Here is a 24,947-nt window from a genome sequence, read left to right on the forward strand (position 1 = left end):
TCCGCGCCCGGCGCGCAGCCGCGCCCCGCCCCCCCCCCCCCGGCCGGGGGCCCCGGCCCGGGGCGGCGGGGGGGGGGCGGGGGGGCCACCCCGGCCCTCCCGGCCCCCGACCCCTTCGTCGTGTCACGCGCCCGTGTCACGCGCCGTGTCACGCACCGTGTCACGCGCCCGTGCGGAAACCGCCCGGGCCCGAGGTTCCGGGGCGGGCGGTTCGCGGGGCGTGGGGTTCAGCCGGTGATCGGGGCCGCCTCTATCTCGCGGATTTCCGTCGAGGTCCCGAAGAGGCCGCGGAGAATGTCGCTGATGCTGTCCCGCAGCGCCGCGCAGGCGACGGGGTCGACCAGCGACGCCAGCGACGCGATGCCGAGATCGAAGCGGCTGGAAAAGGTGACCAGAGCACCGCCGGGAGCCGGCTCCACGGTCCATGTGCCGATGAATTTGGCGAAGTCGCCTTTCGTCTGCGTGAACTCCAGGCGGCGGGCGGCGGAGTCGACTTCGTCGCGTTCCGTCCACTCCAGGATGCCGCGGCGGAAGTTGACCGCCCACGTGGACTCCATGTCGCCTTCCGCGCGGTGGAAGATCTGCACGCTCCGCACGTTCTCCGTCAGCCTCGGATACTGCTCGAAATCGGCGACCAAGGCGAAGGCCGCATCCGGGTCCTGCCCGGGCAACCGGGCATCCAGTACAACCGAGCATTCCATCGGTGATTCCCTTTCCGGAGTCTTGGTGGGGACGGACTCATTCGTCCCACGAGAACGCCGGCTTGGCCCGGCTCGGCGCGTTCATGTCCTGGATCAGCCGCCGCACCGAAATGCGCCAGGCCTCTTCGAAATCGTCCGCGTCGAGCGGTACGTCGCCGCCCAGCAGCGCGCCGAGAGAGCTGGGGAGCTTCTCCGGGATCACGACACAGCTGCACACCGCCAGCAGGCCGTCGAGCTTGCTGAGGTCCTCCGGGCTCAGCACGTCGGCGAATGCCGGACGTACCAGCCGCTCGACCATCTCCGGGTCGACGACCCTGGTCGCGGGCACGTCGATCCCGGCCTCCCGGCCGATCTCCGCCACCAGCCCGACGAAGCGGTCCATGGACAAGGCGTGTTCGCCCGCGCTGAGCCAGAACTCGCCCTCGCGGTAGCCCGCGTCGAGCACGCTCTTCACGCCGAGGGCGACATAGTCGCACGGCACGACGTCCACGCAGTCGCCGTCGGCGGCCGGAATGAACGGGATGGTGCCCTTGAGCGTGGCCTCCGCGAGGCTGTGCACGCCCTGCGCCTCGCGGATCTCGCCGGACTTGGAGTCGCCGATGACCACGGAGGGGCGCACGATCACCACGTCGAGCCCGCTCGACCGCACGATGTTCTCGCCGATGTACTTGGAGTCGACGTACTCGTCCGGACGTGCCGAGGACTTGGCCGCCGCGACCCCGCCCAGCGTTCCGCCCGCGTCCACGTGCCGGATCACGAAGGCGGTGCTGACGTGCACGAGCAGGGCGTCGGCGTCCGCGGTGAACTCGACCACGCGGCCGAGCCCCTCGATGTTGACGCGGTCCACTTCGGCCTGGTCGGCGGTGAAGTTGACGATGGCGGCGGAGTGCACCACCACGTCGATCTCCGCACAAAGGCGGCGATACGCGGCCGCGTCGAGGCCGAGCCGCGGCCTGGTCAGGTCGACCTGCACGACGCGCCCCGAACCGGCCGGGAGGCGGCGGTGCACCGCGGACACCACGTCGTAGCCGTCGAGGGCCTGGAGGATCGCGGTGCCGACCACGCCGCTCGCGCCGGTCAGCAGGATCGTCTTGCCGGCCACCGCGCTCTCTCCCCCGCCCGCCGGCGAGCTGCGCACGGTCACGCGCGCGCTCCCTCGGGACGCGGGAAGCGGCGTGCGCACGCGACGCACGCGGCCTCGACGGCGGCCTCCAACTGCTTCTCGTCCTCCTCCGTCAGCACCGCGGGCGGCGTGAAGCGGATGACGGGCAGGGCGTTCATGGAGTGGTTGGCGATCACGCCGTTGTCCATCAGGTCCATCAGGAACTCGGCGGCCAGGTGGCCGTCGACGAACTCGACGCCGATGAGCACGCCGCGGCCGCGGACTTCGGCGACCAGGTGCGGGATGTGCGTGTCGGTGAGCCGGCGCAACGTGGCCACCAGGCGCTCGCCCAGCAGGCGTGCCCGGTCGACGAGCCCTTCGGCCTCGATGGTCTCCACCGTCGCGCGGACCGCCGCCATCGCCACCGGCGCGGCCGAGTACGTCGACGTGTGCAGGTACGGGTCGGCGTCGAACGGCGCGAAGTACTCGCGCGACACCAGGGTCGCGGCGACCGGCACCATGCCCCCGCTGAGGCACTTCCCGACCAGCACGGCGTCCGGCACCACGCCCTCCAGGTCGGCCCCCCACCAGGCGCCGAGCCGGCCGAGCCCGGTCATGACCTCGTCCAGGACGAGCATCGCCCCGCGCTGCCGGCAGACCTCCTCGACGGCCTTGAGGTAGCCCTCCGGCGGCACCAGTACGCCGCCTTCGCTCTGCACCGGCTCCACGATCACGCACGCGTCGGAGGCGTCGTCGCCGAGCGAGTCGGCGAGCGCCCCCACGTCCGCAAAGGGCACGTGCGCGACGTTCGGCAGCAGCGGCCGGAACGGGTCCTGGTACACCGAACGGGCGGTCACGGTCAGCGCGCCCATGGTCTTGCCGTGGTAGCCGCCGGTCATCGAGATCAGCCGCCCCCGGCCGTTGACCCGGGCGATCTTGATCGCGGTCTCCACCGCCTCGGCCCCCGAGCAGGAGAAGTGCACCTTGTCGAGCCCGGGCGGCGCGACGCGGGTCAACGCCTGGGCGGCGCGGGCGGCGGCCTCGTTGATGAGCACGCGCGTGGAGAGCGCCTGGCGCTCCAGCTGCTCGCGTACGGCCGCCAGCACCGCGGGATGGCCGGCGCCCACGAAGAACGCGCCGTAGCCGCCGCAGTTCAGCATCTCGCGGCCGTCGATGCAGCGGACGCGCGCGCCGCTCGCGGATTCCTCGACCGGCAGGTCGAGGAGGGTCGCGACGCGGCCCTGGCCCTCGCCGAGATGCTTGCGGTACAGGTCGATGATGTCGGAGCGATCCATCATGTTTGGCCCGTCGCTTCGCCCGAATCGGTTGTCAGCAGACACGTCGGTCAAGCTACCGACCGCAAGGCCGCTGTCGTCCATTCCGTGGTAACCGCCCGGTTTCACACCGGCCGCGAGCGCGCGGTTAACGGACGGTGGGCCAAATGGCCCGGTTCGCGGCTAACTTGGCGGCCATGGCCAGTGACGAACCCAGGGATACCGCGGCTTACCAGCAGATCACGTATTCGGTGGCCGACCGGATCGCGACGATTTCGCTGAACCGCCCGGAAGCCCGGAACGGCTACACGCTGCGCATGTCCGAAGAACTCGTCCGCGCCTTCGACCAGGCGGATGCCGACGAGGACGTGCGCGTGGTGGTGTTCACGGGCGCCGGCGACCACTTCTGCACGGGGCTCGACCTCGCTCCCGAGGAAATAGCGCTGATCGCCGAAAAGGTGCCGGACTCGTCCGCCGGGGAGACCTGGCAGGAACCGGCCGGGCATTGCACCATGCGCATTTTCGCCATGAACAAGCCGGTGATCGCGGCGATCCGCGGTGCCGCGGTCGGTGCCGGCGCGACGATCGTGCTGTCCGCGGACTACCGGCTGGTGGCCGCCGACGCGCGCTTCGGATTCGTCTTCAGCCGCCGCGGGATATTCGCCGAGGGCGCGTCCACGTGGTTCCTGCCGCGCCTGGTCGGAATGGGCTGCGCCCTGGACTGGCTGATCAGCGGGCGCGCGTTCGACGCCCAGGAGGCCGTCGCGTCGGGCCTCGCGCACAGCATCCACGAGTCGGAGCAACTCCTTCCCAAGGCCTACCAGTTGGCCAAGGCGATCGTGGACAAGACCGCGCCGGTGTCTGTCGCGGCGATCCGGCGGATGGTATATCGGACGGGGATGATGGCGTCCCCGGTGCCGACGCACGTGCTGGACTCCCGCCTCATGGCGGACAGTCTCGGCAGCCCGGACGCCGGCGAGGGTTTCGACGCGTTCCTGTCGCGCCGCGACCCGGTGTTCCCGGGCCAGGTCGGCAAGGACCTGCCCGACTACCTGCCGCCCGTCTGACCTGGCGCGAAGGCGCGCCGCCCGTCTCTGGGGAGGGACCATCGCATCCGGAGCAGTCTCCGAGTCCGTGACCGTCGCCGTGTCGCCGGAGGAGGCGTACGCCGCGGTGAGCGACGTGCGCACGGTCGGTACGCGCAGCCCCGAGACGGTCGCGGTGACACTCCGCGGCGCCTCGGTGCCGCTCGCCGTGGGCGCGCGGTTCAAGGGCCACAACCGCAACGGGCGCTTCCGCTGGTCGACGCTTTGCACGGTCACCGAGGCCGAGCCGGGCCGGGTGTTCGCGTACGACGTGAAGTCCGGCGGCCTCGCGATCTCCAACTGGCGCTACGAGTTCGCGCCGGCGCCGGACGGCTCCGCCACCCGGGTCACCGAGACGTGGACCGACCGGCGCAACCCGCTGATGTACGTGCTCAGCACGATCGTGACCGGTGTACGCGACCGTCCCGCGCACAACCGGCGCACGATGCGCACCACACTCGACCGGCTGAAGACCGCGTTGGAGGAGTGAGCCGGGCCCGCGGTCCCCGGCCCTGGTCAGACGGTGCCCCAGTCGCCGTGCCAGGTCGTTCCGGGCGCGCCGCCTGCCAGCCGGATCCGCAGGCGCTCGGTCAGTGCGGCCAGTCGCACCAGTTCCCGCGAGGCGGGCCCGGACGCGGTGAGCTTGCGCAGCGCGTCCGGATCCTCCTGGGATTCCAGCCACTGCGCGACCCGGGTCTGGGTGGCGATCCGGACCGCGCGCGGGACGCGCGTGTAGGCGACGTGCCGGACCGGGCCGTACCGGAAGACGTACTGTGCCTCGTCGCGTAGCTCGCCGGCCGTCACGCGGGTCAACAGGCCGTAGTGGGCCAGCATTTCGAGTGCCGCCTCGGTCTCGGCGGGATCGCGATCGGACGCCGCCGCCACCGCCCCCGGCCACACGGTGTCCCCGACGACGGCGGCGTCGCGCAGCACACTGCGCGCATAGTCGGGCAGGTGGTCGAGGCGCGCCGCGACGACCCGGCGCACCGCGTTGGGCAGCAGGCGCGCCGCGAGGTCGTGCGGCTCACGGTCGACCGCACACGGCTCCCCCTCACGCACATGGCCCACGAACGCCTTCACGAACTCGTGTGCGAGCAGAGGATTTCCGGCGGCCAGGGAGACGAGCAGTGCACGGGCCTCGGCGGCCACCTCGTCGGAGTGCTCCGCGTCGCCCGCATATTCGGGCAGACCGTGCTCGTCCAGCAGCGTGCGGATCAGACGGTCGATGACGGCGTCCGGGAGACGGGACATCGACACCATGGTGACGTTGCGCTCGTCGGCCGTGTAGAGCGAGCGGCGTTCGGCGAGTTCGGGACGGGCCGTGGCCAGGACGAACAGTTCGCTCGCGGCCGACGGGGTGACGTGCCTTCCGACGAGTTCGAGGATCGTGTCGTCCGCGGTGTGCAGGTCGTCGATGAGGACGGCCACCGGTCTTTCCAGTGCGGTGTGTTCGAGCAGGCGCCACCATGCCGTGACGATCGTGTCGAGGTCGGTCGGGGCGCCGTGCTCGGGGACGCTGCCGAACGCCGCGTGCAGGCGGGCGAGCATCCACTCCGCGTCGCGCTCCGTGCGGACCGCGCGCCGGATCGCCTGCCGCAGGCGTTCCCTGGCCTCCTCCGGGGTGTGGTCCGGGGTGATGTCGCAGCAGTCGCACAGGCCGTCGGCGATCAGCGGCAGCAGGCTGGTGTCGACGAGGCGCGGCGGGAGGCGTACGACCAGCGGGCGCGGCTCGGTGCCGGCCGTCGAGCGCAGCACGTGCTCGAACTCGTCGATCATGCGGCTCTTGCCCATGCCGGCGTCGGCGACGACGAGGGCCGGGCTCGGCCGTTTGCCGGTTCGGAACAGGCCGACAATCGTGTCCAGTTCGCGGGAGCGCCCGAGCAGCGAACCGGCGGCGGGCGGTTCGCCGGGCAGCCGGATTCCGGTGGCCGCCCAGGCGTTCGACGCCGCACCGGCGCGCCGGTACGCGATCGCGCGGGCGGTCTGGCGCCGGGTCTCGTCGCCGACCCACACCTCGTGGGCGCTGATCAGCGGCAGCACCGAGTGGCACATGTCGAGGATCGCGCCGGTGACCCGGGGCGCCGCTCCGGCCCCCGTACGGCCTCGGACCAGGGCGGGTCCGGTGGCGACCGCCGCGCGGACGACGGCACCGGGGACCATGCCGGACGACGCCTCCACGTGGTGCCGGACGGCCATCGCGGCGGACACCGCGCGGACCGGGTCGTCGTCACGGGTGCGGCGCGCACCGAACACCGCCACCCACAGGGAGCCCAGGCGGGTGGTGAGCACTCCCCCGAAGCGCGCGATCTCGAACCGGATTGCGCTGTCCACGCGTTCGGTGGCCGCCTCGACGTCCTCGGGGTCGGCGTATTCGGCACGGGGCGCAAAGGCCACGCGGACGAAGACCGCGGTGACCTCCTTGTGCTCGGTGGCCGCGGCCTCCTCGCGGCGTTCGGGCACCGCCGGACGGGCCGCCGCGGGATTGCCCGGCGGACCGGTGGGCCCGGGGTCCTGCGCGGCGTCCGGCGGACCGGTCCGGCCCGCGGCCACGGGGGTGGCGCCGGGTGCGGCGGGCCGGGGCAGGGCAGTGATCCGGGTGCGCGGGGCGTAGAGGAGGGCGGGGTCGTGGGTGAGGATGGACTGCCGTAAGTCGCGCAGTTCGCGGCCGGGTTCGAGGCCGAGCTCTTCGATGAGCGCGAGGCGGGCCCGGTCGAAGGTCTCCAGGGCCTCGGTGTGCCGGCCGCAGCGGTAGAGAGTGAGCATGAGCAGCCCGAGCAGGCGTTCGCGGCGCGGCTCGGCCCGTGCGGTGACCTGGAGTTCCGCGGCGATGGCCTCGTGCCTGCCGAGGGCGAGTTCGTTGTCGAAGTGGTCCTCCAGCAGGTCGAGGCGGGCGTTGGCGATGGCCTTGAGCTCGGGCCAGGTGATGCCGTCCTCCACGAGGTCGGCGAGCACGGGCCCGCGCCACAGGTGGAGGGCGTCGCGCCAGAGCTGCGAGGCGCTTTCCGGCGAGCCCGCGTCCAGTTCCTGGCGTCCCTCGGCGGCGAGGCCGCGGAAACGGTGCAGGTCGATCTGCTCGGGTGCGACGCGCAGCAGGTATCCCGGGGCGCGCGTGAGGAGTTCGACGCGCGTGCGGGACGTCCGGTCGCGGCGGTCGTCGGCGTCGAACAGCCGGCGCAGCCGCCAGACGGTGTTCTGCAACACCTTCCGTGCCGACACCGGTGCGGACTCGCCCCACAGTGCGGTGATCAGGCGGCTGGTGGCGACGACCTGGTTGGGATACAGGAGCAGGTAGCCGAGGGCGGCGCGCTGCCGGGCGCCGCCGAGCGGGAGATCGGTGCCGTGGCGCTCCGCCGCGAGCGGCCCCAGGAGCGTGAATCTCGTGCCGTGGTGCATCAGTGCCTCCAGGTTCCGGGCGGGACGGAGCGTGGCGGCGGCACGTCGGGCCGGTCACGCAGTCGCGGGGTGACTCAGTCCGTTGATGACCGCGCGGCCGATCTCGTTCCCCCCGTCCGACGAACGGTGCGGCCAGTCCACGAACCTGAGCACCGCCTCGGTCGCGTGCAGGACCGGGTCGTGCAGCAGGATTTCGTTCTCCAGCCGGATGAGCTCCGCACCGGGCGCCGGACCCGGGTCCGCCGCCGGCGCGCGGCACGTGCGCCGGTACGCGTCGAGCGCGTCGGTGTGCCGTCCGCTTCGGTACAGCGCGAGCATGAACTGCCCACACATGCGCTCGCGCGCGGGGTCGGCGTCGAGCGCGACGGCCAGCTCGGCGACGACCTCGGTGTGCCGTCCCAGCATCAGGTCGGCCGTGACGCGGTCTTCGAAGGCGGCCACGCCCGCCTCGTTGAGTTCGGTCAACTCCGGCCAGCGCAAACCGACTTCGAGCAGGTCGGCGAGTGCCTCCCCGCGCCACAGGCCGAGCGCCCGGCGCAGTGTCGCGGCCGCCTGCCGCCACTGGCCGCGAACCAGTTCGCGCCGTCCGCGTTCGGCGAGGTCGCGGAAGCAGGACGCGTCGATGTGCTCCGGGGCCACGCGCAGCAGGTACCCGTCCCGGCAGGTGACGATGGAGCAGAGCAGGTCGTCGGAGCGGCGCAGGCTGGACACGGCGTTCTGGAGTATCTTGCGGGCGCTTTGCGGCTGCTCCTCGTGCCACAAGGCGTCGACCAGACGGTCGACGGGCACGGTGCTGTTGGCGTGGAGCAGCAGGTAGGCAAGCGTTGCCCTGCGCCGCAGGCCCCCTAGCGGCACAGATGTGCTGTCTCGTACGACTTCCAAGGGGCCGAGCACGTTGAACGGCGTCACGTAGTCCCCTTCGGGTGCCCGTGGAGCGCACGGCATCCGCACTCCGTCCCCCGCGACGGATGCTAGCGATCCCGGGTAGACGATTCGTCGACACTCTGTAGACGCGCGGCGCACCAGGTCCGCGGTCCCCCATCTGCCGCCTCCAACTCTCTTGTGTCCGTCCCATACCCGTGCCGGCCGGTGCGGTCGCCGGTGGGGGAAGTGCCGTTCACGCGCGGAAATCCTGTGGCGCGCCACTGTCTTGGCCCGGGTGGCGGCCGCGGGACCTCGGCCGAGGGGGCAGGTAGCAGCGGCCGGACGGCCGCGCGGCGCCTCCCCATCGAGCCACCAACTGCCTTTCTCAATAGGCCTGTCGGCCCTGTCGGGGGATTCGGGCAACGATCCATACTGGCGCCCATGACGACTACAGACGTGCCCGCACTTGCTCGCCGGCTGTGGCAGGCGATCGAGCCGATCCACGGCGTGGCCTACTACGCGCCCGAGCCGGCCGAGGCGTCCCGGTCACTCGGGCTGGTCGGATACTGGATGGGTTACTTCGTGGGCCGGTTGGCCCCGGTGGGCGCCCTGGACGCGCCCGCGGCCCAGGCGCTGAGCTTCTCCTTCGCGCCGCGCCGGGTGTCGCGCGCCCTGCCGGACGCCTGGGCGGTGACGACTCCCGAGAAGGCGGTGCGGGCCCGGCTGGACGCCGTGTCCGCGGCCCTGACCCGGGCGATGACGGAGGTGCCCGGGTCCTCGGGCCGCCCGCCCCTGGTGCTCGGGAGCGCCGCGGCGGCGGACGCCGCGACGGCCGCGGCCCCCGGTACGGGTGCCGGCTCCCCGGCCGTGTCCCGCGCGGACCTCGCCCGCCTGGTCGAGTTGCTGGAGGCCGCCGTCGAGGGCTGCTCGTACGAGGGCCGCACGCTTGCCGCCGCGTGGTCCGGCGTACCGCGCCCGGACGACCTCGAAGGACGCCTGTGGCTCGCGACCGCGGTGTTGCGCGAGCACCGCGGCGACGGGCATGTCGTCTCCGTGGTGCACCACGGGCTTTCCGGACTCGAGGCCGGGGTGAGCCATGTCGCGACCGGTCAGGTGGCCCGGGAGATCATCCAGGGGACCCGGGGCTGGACCGACGAGGAGTGGCGCGGGGCGGAACAGCGGCTTTCGGAACGCGGGTTGCTCGACCGCGACGGGCTGATCACACCCGCCGGACTGGCATTGCGGGAGTCGGTGGAGGCCGCCACCGACCGACTGGCCACGGGACCGGTCGACCGGCTCGGTGCCGAGGGTGTCCGGGAGGCGGTCGGACTCGCGCTGCGACTCGGGCGGCGCATCAGCGACGACGGCCTGTTCCCGGTGCCGAACCCCATCGGGGTCCCCAGGCCCTGAGCCGGTCCGCGACCGACCCACATAGGGTGCTTCTCAACCCTACGCGGCGGCGCGGGACGTGCCCCGCGCCGCCGCCGGCCCGCCGGTCAGGAGGCGTACAGGCCGTCGATCTCGGCCGCGAAGTCCGCCATCACCACGTGCCGCTTGAGTTTCAGCGAGGGGGTGAGGTGGCCGGACGCCACGGTGAACTGGATGTCCAGGACACGGAACTTGCGGACCGCCTCGCCGCGGGAGACCGCAGTGTTCCCGTCGTCGACAGCCTGCTGGATCTCGGCCAACAGGTCGGGGTCGGCGCGGAGTTCGGCCAGGGAGATGTCCTCCGGCTTGCCGCTCTGCCGGGCCCAGCGCGGCAGGAACTCCTCGTCCAGGGTGACCAGCGCCGCCACGAACGGTTTCGCGTCACCGACCACCATGCACTCGGCGACGAGCGCGTGCGCCCGGATGCGGTCCTCGATGACCGCCGGGGCGACGTTCTTGCCGCCCGCGGTCACCAGGATCTCCTTCTTGCGCCCGGTGATGGTGAGGTAGCCCTCGTCGTCGAGTGCGCCGAGGTCCCCGGTGTGGAACCAGTCCCCGGTGAACACCGCCTCCGTGGCCTTCTCGTTGTTCCAGTACCCGGTGAAGATGTGGTCGCCGCTCAGCAGCACCTCGCCGTCGTCGGCGATGCGCACCCCGCTGCACGGCATGGGCAGGCCGACGGTGCCGATCTTCTGGCGGTCGTGCGGGTTGAAGGTGCTCGCCGCGCAGGACTCCGCGAGACCGTAGCCCTCCAGGACGGTGAAGCCGAGGCCGCGGTAGAAGTGGCCCAGGCGCGCCCCGAGCGGGGCGCCGCCGGAAATGGCGTGGGTGGCGCGACCACCCAGCACAGCGCGCAGCTTCGCGTACACGAGCCGGTCGAACACCTTGTGCCGCAGGCGCAGCGGCAGGCCCGGTCCGGACGGGGTCTCCAGCGCCTTGCTGTACGCGATGGCGGTCTCCACCGCCTGGTCGAAGATCTTGCCCTTGCCGCCCGCGCGTGCCTGCGACCGGGCCGAGTTGTAGACCTTCTCGAACACGCGCGGCACGGCGAGGAGGAACGTCGGCCTGAAATCGGCGAGTTCCTCGGTGACGTTCTTGACGTCACCGAGGTGGCCGAGTTTGACGGGTGCCATGATCGCGACGAGTGCCGCGACGCGGGCCATGACGTGTGCGAGCGGCAGGAAGAGCAGCACGGACGCGTCGTCGGAGAAGAGCGGCTTGTTGAGCGCGATCGTATTCCCGCACTCCGCAAGGAAGTTGCGGTGGGTGAGCTTGCAGCCCTTGGGGCGGCCGGTGGTGCCCGAGGTGTAGACGATGGTGGCGAGCGAGTCGGCGTCGGCCGAGGCGCTGCGCTCGTCGACCTCCGAGTCGGCCACGTCGCGGCCCGCCTCGGTCAGCTCCGCCACCGCACCCGCGTCGATCTGCCAGAGGTTCTTGAGCAGCGGCAGGCGATCGCGCACCTCCTCGACCACGGCCTGGTGCTCCGCGGACTCCACGATGCACGCCACCGCGCCCGAGTCACCGATGATCCACTCGATCTGCTCGGCCGAGGAGGTCTCGTAGATGGGCACCGAAACCGCGCCGGCGAACCACAGCGCGAAGTCCAGGAGCGTCCATTCGTAGCGGGTGCGCGACATGAGCGCGACCCGGTCGCCCGGCTGGACGCCGGACGCTATGACACCCTTGGCAGCAGCACGCACTTCGGCCAGGAACCCGGCCGCGGTGACGTCCTGCCAGCGTCCGGAGACTTTGCGGGCGAGCACCGCCCGGTCCGGGTACTCGGAGGCGTTGCGCAGGACCAGTTCTGTCAGATTTCCGTCTGGGGGAACGTCGTACAGGGATGGCACGCTGAACTCGCGCAAGTCTCTAACTCCTTGTCGGCGCCGACTGCAGTTGGTTGCGCTCCGTCAGGAAACCCTTCCGGCCGGGCAGGCTGGCGGCCGGCAGGAGGGCGGGACATATGTCCAATCACCGTGATTGTCAATAGAGTTCGTTATACGGAGTTCACATTATCGTCATGTGAGGGGCCGACGGAACATGCCGGAGCCCGCTCCGCCCGGCGTGGCCCGCATCGGCCCGTGCATGGTGAACCCGCCCTTCCCCGCGGGCCGTACTGGTTTCGAGGCCGTAGAGCAAGGTGAAGGCCTCGTCACACACAAGAGGTTCCTCGACGGCCGACTTCAGTGAGGGGCACGAGGTTGAGCGACGTCACAGGTATTGCGTCCACTGCCCGGTACCGCCATCCCTTGGCGGCGTTACGAGCCAAAGCAGGCTACACACACGGCGAATACGCGCACTTGATCGCCAAGACACACGCCGAACTCGGTTTCGGCCAGATGGCCGCACGGCGGGAGAAGGTCTCCCGGTGGGAGGCCGGTCGTGCAGTGCCGGAACTCACCGCCCAACTGGCGATGGCACACATCCATGCGGTCCCCCAGGAAGAGGTGATGAGTCGCAAGTGGCCCGACTGGCTGCACCTGGCCATCGGGGACGCGCGTCAACTGGAACTGCCCTGGACCAGCGCGGCAGTCCCGGAAGCGATACTCGACGCGGTCGTGGGCCGGAAGCTCATCCAGCAGGAGTACCTCCTCGCGACCGGCAAGGCGGCCAGGTCTCTCGCGGAGGCCTGGACGGACGCCATGTCCGAGGCGCTGGGCAGATCTTCCGACGACGTCGCCCGGGACGGCTCGGGGCTCCTGCGCCGGCCGGGCACGGACAGCGAGAGCGGGTCGGTCCTGGAGGCCTGCACCCGGCTGCGCGAGCTCCAGACGTTCACGAAGCGGTTCACCGCCGACTGGCTGGTGCACGCGAGCGAAATGGAACTGCGGACGCTGGCCAACCACTTCCTGGCCGCGCCCGAGGCCCTTCGGAGCGGCCCGGATCTGCTGATCATCGCGGCCGAGGGCCTGGCCGTGTGCGGGTTCATCGCCCGCCTCCAGGGCGAGCACATCAATTCGCAGCGGTACTACCTCGCCGCGCTGCGGTGCGCCACGGCCGCCGCGGACGCCGAGACGGCGGCGGCGATCGTCACGCTGCACGTGGGTCAGTACCTCGACCTGCAACTGCACGAGGAGGCCGCCGAACTGGTCATGGCGGTCGGCAAGTTGCTCAACGACCAGCAGATCAGCGTGAAGGACCCCGCGCTGGTCGCGCTCATGCACGCGCAGACCGCCCGCATCCACGCCATGCGCGGGGACGATCTGGGCCGCAGGAGGGCGCTGTCGTCGGGAAGGCAGGTCCTGGACACCGGAGTCGCCTCCGGCAGCCTTCCGATCCTGCCCATCCGCTGCCACGCCTGGCTCCGCCTGATGGACGGGGTCTCGCTGCTGGATCTGGGCCAACCGGACCGCGCGATCAAGCACTTCGCACCGGTCCTGTCCACGGCGGAGGCGACCCGCCTGCCGCTGCCGCCGGCCGCACGCGCCATGTACATGCTGCGTGCCGCCGAGACCCAGGTCGCCCTCGGGGACGGAGTGGCCGCCGCCGACACGGCGGCCAGAGCCGCGACCCTGCTGGGCGGCGTACGCGCGGCGGCAGCCGAACGCGTGCGGTTCGCGCTGCATGCGTACACCCATCTGCCGTCGGTGAACAAATTCCTCGAATCCATCTAGGAAGGCCCTTGGGAGCTCCGGAAGTTCCCGCGGGACCCAGTGGAGGAACAGCGCGGCTCGCTCCGTGACCGCCCGCCCGGGCCACCGGCTCGGGCGGGCCCCGGACCGACACGAGACGACCGACACGAAACAACGAGCTCGACACGACCAGCTCGACACGACCAGCTCGACACGACGAACGCGAGCGACCGACACGACACGCCCGTATCGCGGCGGTCGTGGCAGGGCGGGGCCGGGTGTCTTCCGGCCCCGCTCGGCACGTTTCCGGGCCACCGGGCACCGGCGGACCGGTACCAGGCGGCCTGCGGACGGATTCCGGGGGCGTACCAGGCACACCCCGCCGCACCGAACGCCGACGCAGGCTCGACGCCGTACACACTGCGGTCACAGGTATACCCGGAGCGTGGTCGCCGGCTCGGGGCCAGTTTGCAGCACGGCCGACGGGCGAAGCACCCATATCCCCCTGTGCCTTGGGTGTGCCTTGCCCTACTGGCCCGTAATGAGGCAGCAGGAAGGCACAGCGCGAGACGTGGTGTTTCGGGTGCACTGGCGATGAGATTTGCCCATCCCCCGAAGGCGTACGAAACACCCGTGGGGGTGGGTTCTGCCCCACGGCGCGGACCGGGCCGCGCATCCCCGAGCGTCAGGCTGGAGACCTTCTGATGAGCCGTTCTGTCCTGGTTACCGGTGGAAACCGTGGAATCGGGCTGGCCGTCGCCCGGCGGCTCGGGGCCGGCGGCGACCGGGTGGCGGTGACCTACCGCTCGGGGCCACCCCCCGAAGGCCTGTTCGGCGTGCGGTGCGACGTCCAGGACACCGCCGCCGTGGACGACGCCTTCGACAAGGTCGAGGCCGCGCAGGGACCGGTCGAGGTGCTGGTGACGAGCGCCGGCATCACGAACGACACGCTGCTGATCCGGATGTCCGAGGACGACTTCACCTCGGTGGTCGACACCAACCTCACCGGGACGTACCGGGTGGTCCGGCGCGCTGCGCGGCACCTGATGCGGGCCAAGGCCGGGCGCGTCGTCGTCATCTCCTCGACCGCGGCCATGAGCGGGGTCGTGGGGCAGGTCAACTACGCGGCTTCCAAGGCGGGTCTGATCGGCATGGCCCGCTCGCTCGCCCGCGAGCTCGCGCCGCGCGGGGTGACGGTCAACGTGGTCGCGCCGGGTCTCACCGACACGGACATGGCCGCCGCACTGACCCAGGGGCAGCGCGACAAGATCGTCGGCCAGATCCCGTTGGGGCGCATGGCCACCGCGGACGAGGTGGCCGTCACGGTCGCGTTCCTGGCCTCCGCCGAGGCCGCGTACATCACCGGCGTGGTCATCCCGGTGGACGGCGGCATGGCGATGGGGCACTGATGCGCTCCCCGCACCGAGATGACTCACTGGCGACGTCGGGAGGGTGCACGTGAACAGGCAATCCGGGCCACGTCGGGCCGGCAGGACGGTCGCCGTCACCGGGATGGCGGTGACCACCGGCTACGGGCACGGGGTCGACGCGCTGCGCGAGGGGATCTACTCCGGTGAGCCGGCCTTCGTCCCGGTGACCAGGTTCGACACCAGCAGGTACCGGGTCGGCGTCGCCGCCCAGGCCGACGCCGGACTCGACCTCGACACCGAACTGGTCCTGCTGACCGAGGAGGCCTGCAAGCAGGCCGGCCTGTCCGCGGACGAGCGGGCGGGCGCCCCCGTCGTGCTCGCCCGGCACGCCGACCCCGAGGTCTCCCGGCTGCCCCGGACCGAGCAGGAGTCGCGGCCCATCAGCGACACCGCGCAGCGGCTGTCGGCCGCGTGCGGGCTCGGCGGGGCCGGGCGTACGTACATCAACGCCTGCGTCGCGGCCAGCGCGGCCATGGCAGACGCGGCTGCGCTGATCTCCACCGGCCGACACGACCGGGTGGTCGTCGCCGGCGGCCACCTGGTCGACGCCGAATCCTTCACGACCTTCAACGCCGGCAAGGCGCTGGCGCCGGACGGGCGGCTCCGGCCGTTCAGCGCCGGACGCAAGGGGCTGCTGCTCGGCGACGGGGCCGGGGCCGTGGTCCTGGAGGCGGCGGACAGCCGGGCCGGGCAGCGGCCGCTGGCGCACCTGACCGGCTGGGGCATGGCCGGCGACGCGCACCACGTCTGCCAGCCGCACCCGGAGGGGCTGGGCATGGCCCGGGCGATAGGCGCCGCATTGGACCGGGCCGGGCTGGGACCCGAGAACCTGGACTACGTCAACGCGCACGGCACCGGGACCCCGTACAACGACGCCGCGGAAACCGCCGCGCTGCACCGGGCGTTCGGCGAGCACGCGGAGCAAATACCGGTGAGCTCGACCAAGTCGATGCACGGGCACGCGCTGCAGGCCGCCGGGCTCGTCGAGTTCGTGATCTGCATGCTGGCCCTGCGGTCCGGAAGCCTGCCGGTCAATTCCGGCTACCTGGGTCCGGACCCCGACTGCCGCCTCGACCTCGTCCTCGACACCCCGAGGCAGCGGGACGCGCGACACGTGCTCAGCCTCAATGCCGCCTTCGGCGGTGCCAACACCGCACTGGTGGTGAGCGCCGTATGACCGCGCCCGCGTCCTCGCTGACCACCCTCGCGCACACCGTCTGGCCCGCACCGGACGACGCCGAGGCGCCGAAGCTCCCGGGGTTCACCGCCTCGCCGTTCGGCCCGATCATCGCCCACGTGGCGGACCGCTGCCTGGGCGCCCACCACGGCGAGCACCCCGCGCCGCCGGAGCGCGGCGACCGTACCGCGATCGTCCTGGTCACCCGGCTCGGCGACATGGCCACCGAGGCCGCCGTCACCGGCTCGGTCGACTCCGGCAAGCCGGCCTCCCCGCTGCTCTTCTACCAGTCGGTGCCCAGCGCCGTGCTCGGCGTGGTGGCCGCGCGCTGGGGCCTCGGCGGCCCGGTGATCTGCATCAGCCCGGCCGGCGACGCGCTCGCCGACGGCATGGACCTGGCGCAGCTGCTGATCGAGGACGGCAGCGCCGACGACGTCCTCCTGGTCCTGGTCGAACTCGCCTCCCGGGACGAGCAGCCGGACCGGGCCCGAGGCCTCCTGGTGACCGGCGGCGGGGCGGACGGCGGGGACGCGCGGTGAGCGAACCCTCCTCGGAACTCCCGAAGTCGACGGAGATCGAACTGCTGCGGCAGTTCTGGTGGCTGCACGACGCCCGGTGGTACCAGGCGGTGAAGGCCCGGTTCGGGCAGGACGCCGCCAACGAACTCAACGCCGAGGTCATGCAGTTCGTGGCCCGCCGCGTCGCCACGCTCTACGCGCGCTGCACCCGCCTGGACCTGTCCGGCCGGGACGGTTCGGCCAAGGACGTGGCCGGGGTCCTGGAGGCACTGGCCCGCCTGATGTTCGCCGACACGGTACGCCTCGAGTCGACCGACTTCGGCGACGACGGCACCTGGGACACGGTCGTCAGCGAGCACTACGCGCTGAAGATGCTCAAGGCCAGCCGCTCGCTGGAGAACTACGTATGCCCGTGCCTGGAGTTGCGCGGCGGCTGGTTCGAGGGCCTCGGCGTGGCGGCCGCCGACTCGGTCGTGGAGTGCAAGCGCGAGGGGTCGGCGGTCTGCCGGTTCCACGCCCGCCTCGGCCGGGACGACGGCCAGGGCCGGGAACACCCGACCACCACGGCGACGGCCGACAGCTGACCGCCCGGAGCAGAGGAGCGAGGTGCGAACGATGCGACTGGTCGTGGCCATCACCGGTGCCACCGGGGCGGTCCTGGGCGTACGCCTGCTCCAGGAGCTGCGGCTGCACGAGGACGTCGAGACCCATCTGGTGATCAGCAGGTGGGCCCGCTCGACGCTGACGGTCGAGAGCGGTCTGAGCACCGCGGAGGTGGCCGCGCTCGCCGACGCCGCGTACTCCCCCGACGACCAGGGGGCGGCGATCTCGTCCGGGTCGTTCCCGGTGGACGGCATGGTCGTCATGCCGTGCAGCATGAAGACCCTCGCCGCCGTCCGGATCGGCTACGCGGACGGCCTCGTCGCGCGGGCCGCCGACGTCACGCTCAAAGAACGACGCAAGCTCGTGCTCGTGCCGCGGGAGACCCCGCTCAACGACATCCATCTCGACAACATGCTCACGCTGTCGCGCATGGGCGCGGTGATCCTGCCGCCGGTGCTGACGTTCTACAACCGCCCTTCCGGCGTGGACGACATGGTCGACCACATCGTCTCCCGGGTCCTCGACCAGTTCGGGATCGCCGCGCACCGCGCACGCCGCTGGCAGGGACTGCCGGACGCGAACCTCACCCCGACGGCCGACGGCCTCGAACGCCGCCCCGTCACCGCGAACACCACCCGGGGGACGACCTCATGAGCCACCTCGCCGACCTGCGCAGCTACCTCGACGCCCTTGCCGCCATCGGCGACCTGAAGACCGTCGACCGCCCGGTGAGTGCCGATCTGGAGGCCGCCGCGCACACCCGGCGCTCCTACGAACTACGGTCCCCCGCACCGTTTTTCACCAATATCGTGGACGACCGAATCGGGATGCGGATGTTCGGTGCCCCGGTCGGCGTCAGCTCCCGGGCGGACATGCCGCTGGCCCGGCTCGCGCTGTCGGTCGGGCTCCCGCCGACCACGGGGGCCGCCGAACTGGTCGACCATCTGGTGCACACCCGCGACGCCGAACCCGTGCCGCCGCGCCCGGTGCCGGCCGCGGGTGCGCCGTGCAAGGAGAACGTCCTGCTCGGCGACGACGCCACGCTGGACCGCTTCGTGATGCCGCGCATCCACGAGAAGGACGGCGGCCACTACCTCAACACATGGGGCGTCATCGTCGCGAAGACACCCGACGGCTCGTGGAACAACTGGTCGATCACCCGGATCATGGTGCTCGACGGCAAGCGCATGACCGGTCTGGTGATCCCGCCGCAGCACCTCGGCCTGGTCTGGCAGGCCTGGGCGGAGCGCGGCGAGCCGATGCCGTACGCCCTGGTGCAGGGCGGCGCCCCCGCGATCCCCTTCGTGGCCGGCATCCCGCTGCCGCGAGGCGTCGACGAGGGCGGCTACATCGGCGCGTTGCAGGGCGCGCCCGTCGACGTGGTGCGCTGCGAGACCGTCGACCTCGAGGTGCCCGCGCACGCGGAGGTGGTGATCGAGGGGCACCTGTCGGTGGGCCGGGACAGCATGGAGGGCCCGTTCGGCGAATACGCCGGCTACGCGTCGAACCACACGTCCCTCCAACCGGTGTTCTCCGTCGAGGCGATCACCCACCGCGACGCGCCGATCTGGCCCATCGTCGCCGAGGGACGGCCCGCCGACGAGTACCACACCGTGACCGGCACCGGCCGGGCCGCGAACGCCCTGTACGGACTGCGGCGCGCCGGCCTGCCGGTCACCACGGTGTGGATGCCGTTCCCCGCCGCCATGCACTGGACGGTGGTGACCGTGCCGGACAACTGGCGCGCCGTCCTCCCCGGCGTGGACTCCGCGGAGTTCGTGCACCGGATCGGCGAGGTGATCCACAACAGCGGCGGCCCCAGCGCGATGATGCCCACCACCTTCGTGCTGGACGACGACGTGGACCCCTCCGACGAGGCCGACCTGCTGTGGGCGCTGGCCACCCGCCTCCACCCCCGGGACCGGCGCGAGGCGTGGGACACCGTCGTCCTGCCGTTCATGGCCTGTTACACGGACGAGGAACGCAAGGCGATGCGCGGTCCGGGCGTGCTGCACGACGGCCTGCTCCCCGCATGGGGCGAAGGGCGGCTGGACCACGCCTCGTTCGCCCAGGCCTACCCGGCCGAAATCCGGCGCAGGGTCGTCGACCACTGGGACGACTGACCGTGCCGGGCGACCGCTCTGCCCCGACCGACTTCCGAAGACGTTGATGGAGTGACATGGCGTTGAACCCGAGGTGCGTCGGCACGAAGTACCCGCCGGCGCACCCGTATCCGGTGGAATCCGAGACGATCCGGCGCTTCGCGGAAGCGGTGGGCGACCCCGCCCCCGTGTACACCGACCCGCAGGCCGCACGGGCCCTGGGCCATTCCGCCGTTCTGGCACCGCCGACGTTCTCCTTCGTCGTGGTGGCCCGCGCGATGCACGACGTGTTCGACTATCGGGAGATCGGGTTCGATCCGACGTACGTCGTGCACGGCAACCAGCGGTTCGACTACACCCGGCCGATCCAGGCGGGCGACCGTCTGGTGACCACTCTGGAGATCACCGGCGCCCGCACCCTGCGCGGCCGCGACGTGCTGAGTTTACGGGCCGACCTCGCGGACGCGGACGGCGGGCACGTCGTCACCACGCACATGACCTTTGTCTCCATGAACGCCATGGAGGGCGGTGGCCCCGATGGCGATCAGCGCTGAGGACGCGGAGGTCGGCACCGAACTCCCGCCCAGGACGGTCACCCTCACCCGGGCCGACCTGGTGCGGTACGCGGGGGCCTCCGAGGACTTCAACCCCGTGCACTGGAACCCCCGGGTGGCGCGCGAGGCGGGCATGCCCGACGTCATCGCGCACGGAATGCTCACCATGGCGCTGGCCGCCCGCACCGTCACCGACTGGGTGCGCGACCCGGGCGCGATCGTCGAGTACCGCACCCGCTTCGCCAAGCCGGTCGTGGTGCCCGACGACGAGCGCGGCACGGACGTCGAAATCCGAGGCCGGGTGGGCGCATTGCTCGACGGCGGACAGGTCCGCGTGGACCTCGTGGTGACCAGCGGCGGCGCCAAGGTCCTCAGCGAGGCCCGCGCCGTCGTGCGGCTCGCGCCATGACGCACCGGACGCGTACCCCAAGCGACCGACGGCCGGCGCGCCCCCCGTCCAACGGCGACCGGAACGGAAGAAACGACGGATGAGTTCTCCGGCCTATCTGCTCTCGCCCGGCTACGTTCTGGGCGAGACCGAGCAACCGCACACCGCCATCGAGCAGTTGGAGGCCCGGGTGGCGGGCTACGGCATCCCCATGGCGCCCCGGGCCTGGGGCTGGGGCAGCTACTTCCGTACCGACCGCACCCCGGTCGAGCTGGCGGTCGCCAGTGCCGAGACCACGCTCAAGGCGTCCGGTGTGCCCCGGAGATCGGTCGACGGGTTCATCGTGTGCACCACCGCGTTCCCGAGTTCGGTCGACGACCACGCCGGCCTCCTCGGCACCGTGCTGGGGGAACTCCGGCTACCCGCGGTGTCCTTCGCGTGCGGAATGACCATCAACAGGTGCAACAACCTGCTCGCCGCCCTGCACGTCGCCCGGTCCCTGGTGGAGAACGGCAGCCTGCGCACCGTCCTCGTCGTCACCGCCGACCGCATCGCCGACGAGGCCGAACGCCTGGAGAAATTCGCCCTGTTCAGCGACGGCGCGGCCAGCTGCCTGGTCAGTTCCGTCGAACAGGGACCGGACGCCTACCAGTTCCTCGCCTCGGCCTCCGCACAGGACGCCGAGGTCATGGGGCAGCGCGACCAGATCGACCCCCGGCTCGCCGTCGCGGTCAACGACCAGCTCCAGCGCGCCACCGGCATCCCGCTGGAGAAGGTCGGCGCGATGCTGCCCGCCAACCTCGTCCGGCCGCTGGTGACCCTCAAGGAGCGCCAGGCCGGCTTCACCGCACGGCAAGTACGCACGCAGAACATCGAACGTATTGGCCACTGCTTCGCCGCGGACCCGCTCATCAACCTCGTCGATATTGCCGCGTCCGGAGAGGAGGAGATCGATGAGCTGTTTCTGCTGGCCTCCAGCGTCCCCGGAGCCAGGCACGGGGTCCTGCTCCGAAAGATCGCGTGACGTCGAAGAGAGGTGTCGCATGGTGCCAGGGGTCGAGACGGACAACCCCGCCCGACCGCTCGACGCGCCGTACGCCCCCCGCCCCGGCGGCCGGGGCGACGTGCCGGGTGCCCCCGCCCCGGCACCGTTCCTGAAGCTGGCCGGCGACCCCTTCGAGCTCGGGCGGCAGCACGGCGCGGCCCGCGCCGCGGCGCTGCACGCCTTCCTCGACGACGGGCTCGCCCGGATGAACCATCTTCTGGACAACCGGATTTCGACGGCCGCGCTGCTGCCGATGATCTCGGCGTTCCGGACCGAGATCGAGGCGGCCACCCCCGACCTCGCCGAGGAGATCCGCGGTCTGGCGGAGGGCGCCGGCATCAGCCATCCGGAGGCGTTGCTGCTGCAGATGCGCCGGGAGATCGTCGGCTACCGCAGCACCAGCCGCCCGCAGGGCGACTGCACCACGTACGCGCGGGTGGCGAAGAACGCGCCGAACACCGTGCTGGCGCAGACCGTCGACCTCAACGGCAACCTCGACGACCAGGCCGGCGTCCTCTCGGTACGCAAGGCCGGGGCGCGGCGCGAGGTCCTGGTGCTGAGCTTCGGCGGCCTGCTCGGGTACCTCGGGATGAACAGCGACGGCCTCGCCGTCGGCATCAACCTCGTCCTGGGCGGCAAATGGCGTGCCGGGATACCGCCTTACCTCGCGGTCCGGCACGTGCTGGACAGCGCCGGGTCGGTGGCGGAGGGCCTGGAGGTCCTGCGCGGGCTGAAGCTGGCGAGTTCCCGGTCGCTGATGCTGTGCGACCGGCGCGGTGCCGCGTACGCCGAGTTCCTGGACGGGCGCATGCAGGTGGTCGAAGGTGCCCGCCTGCTGCACACCAACCACTTCCTGCACCGGGAGTTCATGCCGTTCGACGAGCTGAACGTCTTCGCCAAGAACGGCTCGCTGCGCCGCCTGGAGGCGTGCGGGGTGCGGCTGAACGCCCTGCCGGAGACGGCTTCGCCGCAGGACCACCTGGACCTTCTGTCGACACCGCCGATCTTCGTGCCGGACAACGGCGACATCCGCCGCGAACGCACCGTGGCGGTGGCGGTGATGCGCCCGGCGCACGGCGACATGCACCTGCTGGGCTCCCGGACCGCGGTTGCGCCGCAGGTCTTCCGGGTGGACGCGGCCGGAGGCGAGGGGGCATGACCGGTGGCGCGGAGAGCTGGCTGATCGACCTGCACGGGACCGACGACGTATGGGACGACGCGGCGTGCCGCGGCGACCTGTCGCCGGAGGAGTCCCGCCGGGCCGCTCGCCTGCGCCCCGCGTCGGCGGTCACGTACGTCCGCTCCCGCTCGGCCGTCCGCCGCGTGCTCGCCCACGTGCTCGGCGGTTCCCCCGCGGACCTGCCGGTCGCCGCTGCCCCGAACGGACGCCCGGTTCTGCCGAACCACCCCGGAATGCACGTGAGTTGGTCGCGGTCGGCAGGCGTGCTGCTGGTCGCGGTGAGCCGCGGGGGCCCGGTCGGCGTGGACGTCGAGGCCGTACGTCCCGTCAAGTCCCCCGGCCGGGTCCTGCGCACGTTCTACCCGGACACCGCCGCGCTGGGGGACATCGACGACCCCGAGGTGTTCCTGTCGGCGTGGACCCTGCTGGAGGCCGCGGTCAAGGCGACCGGGCGCGGGCTCGCCAAGGGCGCCGGCGACGTGCGGCTGCACCGGCCGCCGGGCGCGCGCCACTGCGCACTCCTCGGCATCGGCGCCGGCACCGGTGGTGCGCGGAAGTGGTCCGCCCGCACCGACCGGTTCACCCCACCCCGGTCCTCCGTACCGGTGATCACGGCGGTGGTGGTGCGGGGCGCCGCCACGCCCGACCGTCCCCATACCTGGCGCTTCCCGGGGACGGCGACCGCCGCAACGCCCCAGCAGCGCCGCCCGCGACCGCTCGCGAGCCGGCGCGGGCACGTCGGAGCCGGGTCCGACGCGGAACCGAACCGCCCAACGCTCGGACGATTGGAGATTGCGCAATGCTGATCAGTGACGAACTCCGCCGGAAGATCCTCGCCGACCGCTCCCTCGGTGCGGGCAACGTGGTGCACCGGCTTCCCGAATACGGGCGGTCCCTCGACGAGCAGGTCCTCTGGCTGGACGGCACCTGGCAGTCGCCCGCCGGCGACTACCCCGAGGTCCTGACCCTCGGCGAGCTGCACGAGGTCGTCGAGACGTACGCCGGCTTCTACCGCCAGGCCGGGGTGCGGGCCAAGGACGCGGTCGCCATCGTGTCCACCTCGATCACCGACTTCGCGATCAACCTGATGGCACTGACCAGCCTCGGCGCGGTCGCCTCGCTGGTGAGCGCGCACATGCCGGCCGAGGTGCGCCGCGAGTACATCCGTCGCCAGCAGGTGACCGGCATCATGACGCGCGAGCCCTGGCACAAGGGGCTGCTGACGCACGTCGACGACGACCCGGCACCGAAGTTCGTCGCCATGCAGTCCGACATCACGCCCGCGCACCGCGCGCACCTGCCGGCCAAGTTCCCGTTCCGGCACACCCGCGTCGACCCGATCCTGATCTCGCACTCCTCGGGCACCACGGGCATCCCGAAGTCGGCGTACCACACCCACGAGACGCTGTTCCACGGCGCGCTCAGCCGGCTTTCGGACGGCCAGGACTGCAGCATCCGCAAGCGTCTACTGGCACTTCCGGGCCACCACGTATCGGCGATGTCCAACACCCTGCTCGGGCTGCTGCTGGGCGCGCCGGTGGTGCACTACACCGACCCCAGCGGCAAGGCCGTCCTCGACGGGATCGAGAAGCACCGCCCGGTCATCGTCTTCGGCTTCACCCACACCTTCGCCGAGATGGCGGCCGAGGACCTGACGGACCGCGACCTGTCGTGCGTCGCGGCGTACTACGCGTCCGGCGACGCGGCACACAAGGTGCACATCCAGAAGCTGTTGGCGAAGGGCCGGAGCCCCTACACCGGCCGGGACCTCAAGCAGCACATCATGCCCGGCGCGATCTTCATCGACATGTTCGGCTCGACCGAGATGGGCTACGTGCTCTTCGACTACGTGCACCGCATCGGCGGGGAGAACGTCGGCCGCTGCATCGGCCGTCCGATGCGGTTCGCGGAGGCGGTCGCGCTGTCCGAGGACGGCGAGGTGCTCCCCCCCGGAGAGGTGGGCCGCCTCGGCGTGCGGTCGAAGTCGCTCACCCCCGGCTTCTGGAACGACAACGTCCGCTGGCACCAGCAGTGGCTGGGCGGCTACTTCCTGACCGGGGACCTGGTCTACCGCGACCCCGGGAACACGTTCTACCACCTGGACCGCACGTCGGACGCCATCCGCTCCAAGGACGGCTGGGTGTTCAGCGCGTACACCGAAGAGCTGCTGCTCTCCGAGTACGCCGAGATCCACGACGTCACGGTGGTCGGACTGGCGGACGAGGGCGTGCGGTTCGGCTGGGAGGACGAGGGCGTCGCGGAGACGTACGCGCTGGTGACCCTCGCCGCGGACGCCGCCTCGCCCGAGGACCCGACGGCCTGGATCAACGCGGCGCTGGCCAAGCACGGGCTGCCCGAGGTGGCCGGCGCGGTCATCGTCTCCGACGACAAGATCCCGGTCGGCATCACCGGCAAGGTCCTCAAGCGCATCGTGCGCGAGCAGGCCGGCGCGCTGGTCGAGGGCTGCCGCTGACCCGGACCGCACCACGACCGGCGGCCTCCGGCGCCGCCGCGGTCCCCCGAGGAAGGAAGGC

At 71.8% G+C, this 24,947-nt stretch carries 22 protein-coding genes; 16 read left to right on the forward strand and 6 right to left on the reverse strand.

The genetic code is table 11. The features are described from left to right. Positions 1–227: 227 nt before the first annotated feature. Genes ACWD12_RS33840 through ACWD12_RS33850 form a run of 3 tightly spaced genes read right to left on the reverse strand, consistent with a single transcriptional unit; the run spans position 228 to position 3,101 of the window. Complete coding sequence (locus ACWD12_RS33840; RefSeq protein ID WP_450102782.1) at positions 228–701, reverse strand: type II toxin-antitoxin system RatA family toxin; 474 nt, start codon at positions 699–701, stop codon at positions 228–230. A 37-nt stretch (positions 702–738) separates the two neighbouring features. Beyond that, the gene (locus ACWD12_RS33845; RefSeq protein WP_358356899.1) at positions 739–1,845 is read right to left on the reverse strand and encodes an SDR family oxidoreductase; all 1,107 of its coding nucleotides are present in this window, start codon (positions 1,843–1,845) and stop codon (positions 739–741) included. Beyond that, positions 1,842–3,101: an aspartate aminotransferase family protein gene (locus ACWD12_RS33850; RefSeq protein WP_358356901.1), complete on the reverse strand. Its 1,260-nt coding sequence runs from the start codon at positions 3,099–3,101 to the stop codon at positions 1,842–1,844. The genes ACWD12_RS33845 and ACWD12_RS33850 overlap by 4 nt, the downstream gene beginning before the upstream one ends. Before the next feature lie 173 nt (positions 3,102–3,274). On the opposite strand from ACWD12_RS33850, the gene ACWD12_RS33855 reads away from it, so the two are divergent. Further along, on the forward strand, positions 3,275–4,144 hold the full coding sequence (locus ACWD12_RS33855) for an enoyl-CoA hydratase-related protein (protein WP_450102783.1): 870 nt from the start codon (positions 3,275–3,277) through the stop codon (positions 4,142–4,144). A gap of 40 nt (positions 4,145–4,184) precedes the next feature. Next, positions 4,185–4,652, forward strand: a complete 468-nt coding sequence (locus ACWD12_RS33860; RefSeq protein WP_358356970.1) for an SRPBCC family protein — start codon at positions 4,185–4,187, stop codon at positions 4,650–4,652. 26 nt (positions 4,653–4,678) lie between these two features. On the opposite strand, the gene ACWD12_RS33865 is transcribed toward ACWD12_RS33860, so the two are convergent. Further along, the gene (locus ACWD12_RS33865) at positions 4,679–7,555 is read right to left on the reverse strand and encodes a BTAD domain-containing putative transcriptional regulator (RefSeq protein WP_450102784.1); all 2,877 of its coding nucleotides are present in this window, start codon (positions 7,553–7,555) and stop codon (positions 4,679–4,681) included. 54 nt (positions 7,556–7,609) lie between these two features. Further along, complete coding sequence (locus tag ACWD12_RS33870) at positions 7,610–8,464, reverse strand: AfsR/SARP family transcriptional regulator (protein ID WP_450102785.1); 855 nt, start codon at positions 8,462–8,464, stop codon at positions 7,610–7,612. 396 nt (positions 8,465–8,860) lie between these two features. Between ACWD12_RS33870 and ACWD12_RS33875 the strand changes: the two genes are divergently transcribed. Beyond that, on the forward strand, positions 8,861–9,829 hold the full coding sequence (locus tag ACWD12_RS33875) for an SCO6745 family protein (protein ID WP_450102786.1): 969 nt from the start codon (positions 8,861–8,863) through the stop codon (positions 9,827–9,829). A gap of 86 nt (positions 9,830–9,915) precedes the next feature. On the opposite strand, the gene ACWD12_RS33880 is transcribed toward ACWD12_RS33875, so the two are convergent. Continuing rightward, positions 9,916–11,709, reverse strand: a complete 1,794-nt coding sequence (locus ACWD12_RS33880; protein WP_450102787.1) for an AMP-dependent synthetase/ligase — start codon at positions 11,707–11,709, stop codon at positions 9,916–9,918. 435 nt (positions 11,710–12,144) lie between these two features. Between ACWD12_RS33880 and ACWD12_RS33885 the strand changes: the two genes are divergently transcribed. The 13 genes from ACWD12_RS33885 to ACWD12_RS33945 all read left to right on the forward strand — a co-directional run bounded on the left by ACWD12_RS33885 (position 12,145) and on the right by ACWD12_RS33945 (position 24,886). Continuing rightward, positions 12,145–13,458 (forward strand): transcriptional regulator, encoded by a 1,314-nt coding sequence (locus tag ACWD12_RS33885; RefSeq protein WP_450102788.1) that lies wholly within the window; start codon positions 12,145–12,147, stop codon positions 13,456–13,458. Positions 13,459–14,120: 662 nt separating this feature from the next. Further along, a complete protein-coding gene (gene fabG / locus ACWD12_RS33890; RefSeq protein WP_450102789.1) occupies positions 14,121–14,825 on the forward strand; it encodes a 3-oxoacyl-ACP reductase FabG in 705 nt (234 codons plus the stop codon). A 49-nt stretch (positions 14,826–14,874) separates the two neighbouring features. After that, positions 14,875–16,023 (forward strand): beta-ketoacyl-[acyl-carrier-protein] synthase family protein, encoded by a 1,149-nt coding sequence (locus tag ACWD12_RS33895; protein WP_450102790.1) that lies wholly within the window; start codon positions 14,875–14,877, stop codon positions 16,021–16,023. Continuing rightward, positions 16,020–16,562, forward strand: a complete 543-nt coding sequence (locus tag ACWD12_RS33900; protein WP_450102791.1) for a beta-ketoacyl synthase chain length factor — start codon at positions 16,020–16,022, stop codon at positions 16,560–16,562. The genes ACWD12_RS33895 and ACWD12_RS33900 overlap by 4 nt, the downstream gene beginning before the upstream one ends. After that, entirely contained in the window at positions 16,559–17,125 is a 567-nt protein-coding gene (locus tag ACWD12_RS33905) for a hypothetical protein (RefSeq protein ID WP_450102792.1), read from the forward strand. The genes ACWD12_RS33900 and ACWD12_RS33905 overlap by 4 nt, the downstream gene beginning before the upstream one ends. Before the next feature lie 31 nt (positions 17,126–17,156). After that, positions 17,157–17,798 (forward strand): UbiX family flavin prenyltransferase, encoded by a 642-nt coding sequence (locus ACWD12_RS33910; RefSeq protein WP_450102793.1) that lies wholly within the window; start codon positions 17,157–17,159, stop codon positions 17,796–17,798. Beyond that, positions 17,795–19,267 carry a UbiD family decarboxylase gene (locus ACWD12_RS33915; RefSeq protein ID WP_450102794.1) on the forward strand — a complete coding sequence of 491 codons (1,473 nt, stop codon included), beginning with the start codon at positions 17,795–17,797 and terminating at the stop codon, positions 19,265–19,267. Before ACWD12_RS33910 ends, ACWD12_RS33915 begins: the two co-directional genes overlap by 4 nt. Before the next feature lie 56 nt (positions 19,268–19,323). Continuing rightward, positions 19,324–19,800: an FAS1-like dehydratase domain-containing protein gene (locus ACWD12_RS33920; protein ID WP_450102795.1), complete on the forward strand. Its 477-nt coding sequence runs from the start codon at positions 19,324–19,326 to the stop codon at positions 19,798–19,800. Further along, the gene (locus ACWD12_RS33925; RefSeq protein WP_450102796.1) at positions 19,784–20,209 is read left to right on the forward strand and encodes a MaoC family dehydratase; all 426 of its coding nucleotides are present in this window, start codon (positions 19,784–19,786) and stop codon (positions 20,207–20,209) included. Before ACWD12_RS33920 ends, ACWD12_RS33925 begins: the two co-directional genes overlap by 17 nt. A 79-nt stretch (positions 20,210–20,288) precedes the next feature. Continuing rightward, positions 20,289–21,212 carry a 3-oxoacyl-ACP synthase gene (locus tag ACWD12_RS33930; protein ID WP_450102797.1) on the forward strand — a complete coding sequence of 308 codons (924 nt, stop codon included), beginning with the start codon at positions 20,289–20,291 and terminating at the stop codon, positions 21,210–21,212. Positions 21,213–21,231: 19 nt separating this feature from the next. Beyond that, positions 21,232–22,392 (forward strand): C45 family autoproteolytic acyltransferase/hydolase, encoded by a 1,161-nt coding sequence (locus tag ACWD12_RS33935; RefSeq protein WP_450102798.1) that lies wholly within the window; start codon positions 21,232–21,234, stop codon positions 22,390–22,392. Then, entirely contained in the window at positions 22,389–23,219 is an 831-nt protein-coding gene (locus ACWD12_RS33940) for a 4'-phosphopantetheinyl transferase family protein (protein ID WP_450102799.1), read from the forward strand. Before ACWD12_RS33935 ends, ACWD12_RS33940 begins: the two co-directional genes overlap by 4 nt. Continuing rightward, positions 23,213–24,886, forward strand: coding sequence for a class I adenylate-forming enzyme family protein (locus ACWD12_RS33945; RefSeq protein ID WP_450102800.1), 1,674 nt, complete (start codon positions 23,213–23,215; stop codon positions 24,884–24,886). The genes ACWD12_RS33940 and ACWD12_RS33945 overlap by 7 nt, the downstream gene beginning before the upstream one ends. The last annotated feature ends 61 nt before the right edge of the window (positions 24,887–24,947 follow it).

It is taken from the genome of Streptodolium elevatio (genome assembly GCF_053592165.1).

Coding starts and splice junctions, on each gene's coding strand:
- ACWD12_RS33840 (WP_450102782.1), bottom strand. CDS start 701: ATGGAATGCTCGGTTGTACTGGATGCCCGGTTGCCCGGGCAGGACCCG.
- ACWD12_RS33850 (WP_358356901.1), bottom strand. CDS start 3,101: ATGATGGATCGCTCCGACATCATCGACCTGTACCGCAAGCATCTCGGC.
- ACWD12_RS33855 (WP_450102783.1), top strand. CDS start 3,275: ATGGCCAGTGACGAACCCAGGGATACCGCGGCTTACCAGCAGATCACG.
- ACWD12_RS33865 (WP_450102784.1), bottom strand. CDS start 7,555: ATGCACCACGGCACGAGATTCACGCTCCTGGGGCCGCTCGCGGCGGAG.
- ACWD12_RS33875 (WP_450102786.1), top strand. CDS start 8,861: ATGACGACTACAGACGTGCCCGCACTTGCTCGCCGGCTGTGGCAGGCG.
- fabG (WP_450102789.1), top strand. CDS start 14,121: ATGAGCCGTTCTGTCCTGGTTACCGGTGGAAACCGTGGAATCGGGCTG.
- ACWD12_RS33900 (WP_450102791.1), top strand. CDS start 16,020: ATGACCGCGCCCGCGTCCTCGCTGACCACCCTCGCGCACACCGTCTGG.
- ACWD12_RS33910 (WP_450102793.1), top strand. CDS start 17,157: ATGCGACTGGTCGTGGCCATCACCGGTGCCACCGGGGCGGTCCTGGGC.
- ACWD12_RS33915 (WP_450102794.1), top strand. CDS start 17,795: ATGAGCCACCTCGCCGACCTGCGCAGCTACCTCGACGCCCTTGCCGCC.
- ACWD12_RS33920 (WP_450102795.1), top strand. CDS start 19,324: ATGGCGTTGAACCCGAGGTGCGTCGGCACGAAGTACCCGCCGGCGCAC.
- ACWD12_RS33925 (WP_450102796.1), top strand. CDS start 19,784: ATGGCGATCAGCGCTGAGGACGCGGAGGTCGGCACCGAACTCCCGCCC.
- ACWD12_RS33930 (WP_450102797.1), top strand. CDS start 20,289: ATGAGTTCTCCGGCCTATCTGCTCTCGCCCGGCTACGTTCTGGGCGAG.
- ACWD12_RS33935 (WP_450102798.1), top strand. CDS start 21,232: ATGGTGCCAGGGGTCGAGACGGACAACCCCGCCCGACCGCTCGACGCG.
- ACWD12_RS33940 (WP_450102799.1), top strand. CDS start 22,389: ATGACCGGTGGCGCGGAGAGCTGGCTGATCGACCTGCACGGGACCGAC.
- ACWD12_RS33945 (WP_450102800.1), top strand. CDS start 23,213: ATGCTGATCAGTGACGAACTCCGCCGGAAGATCCTCGCCGACCGCTCC.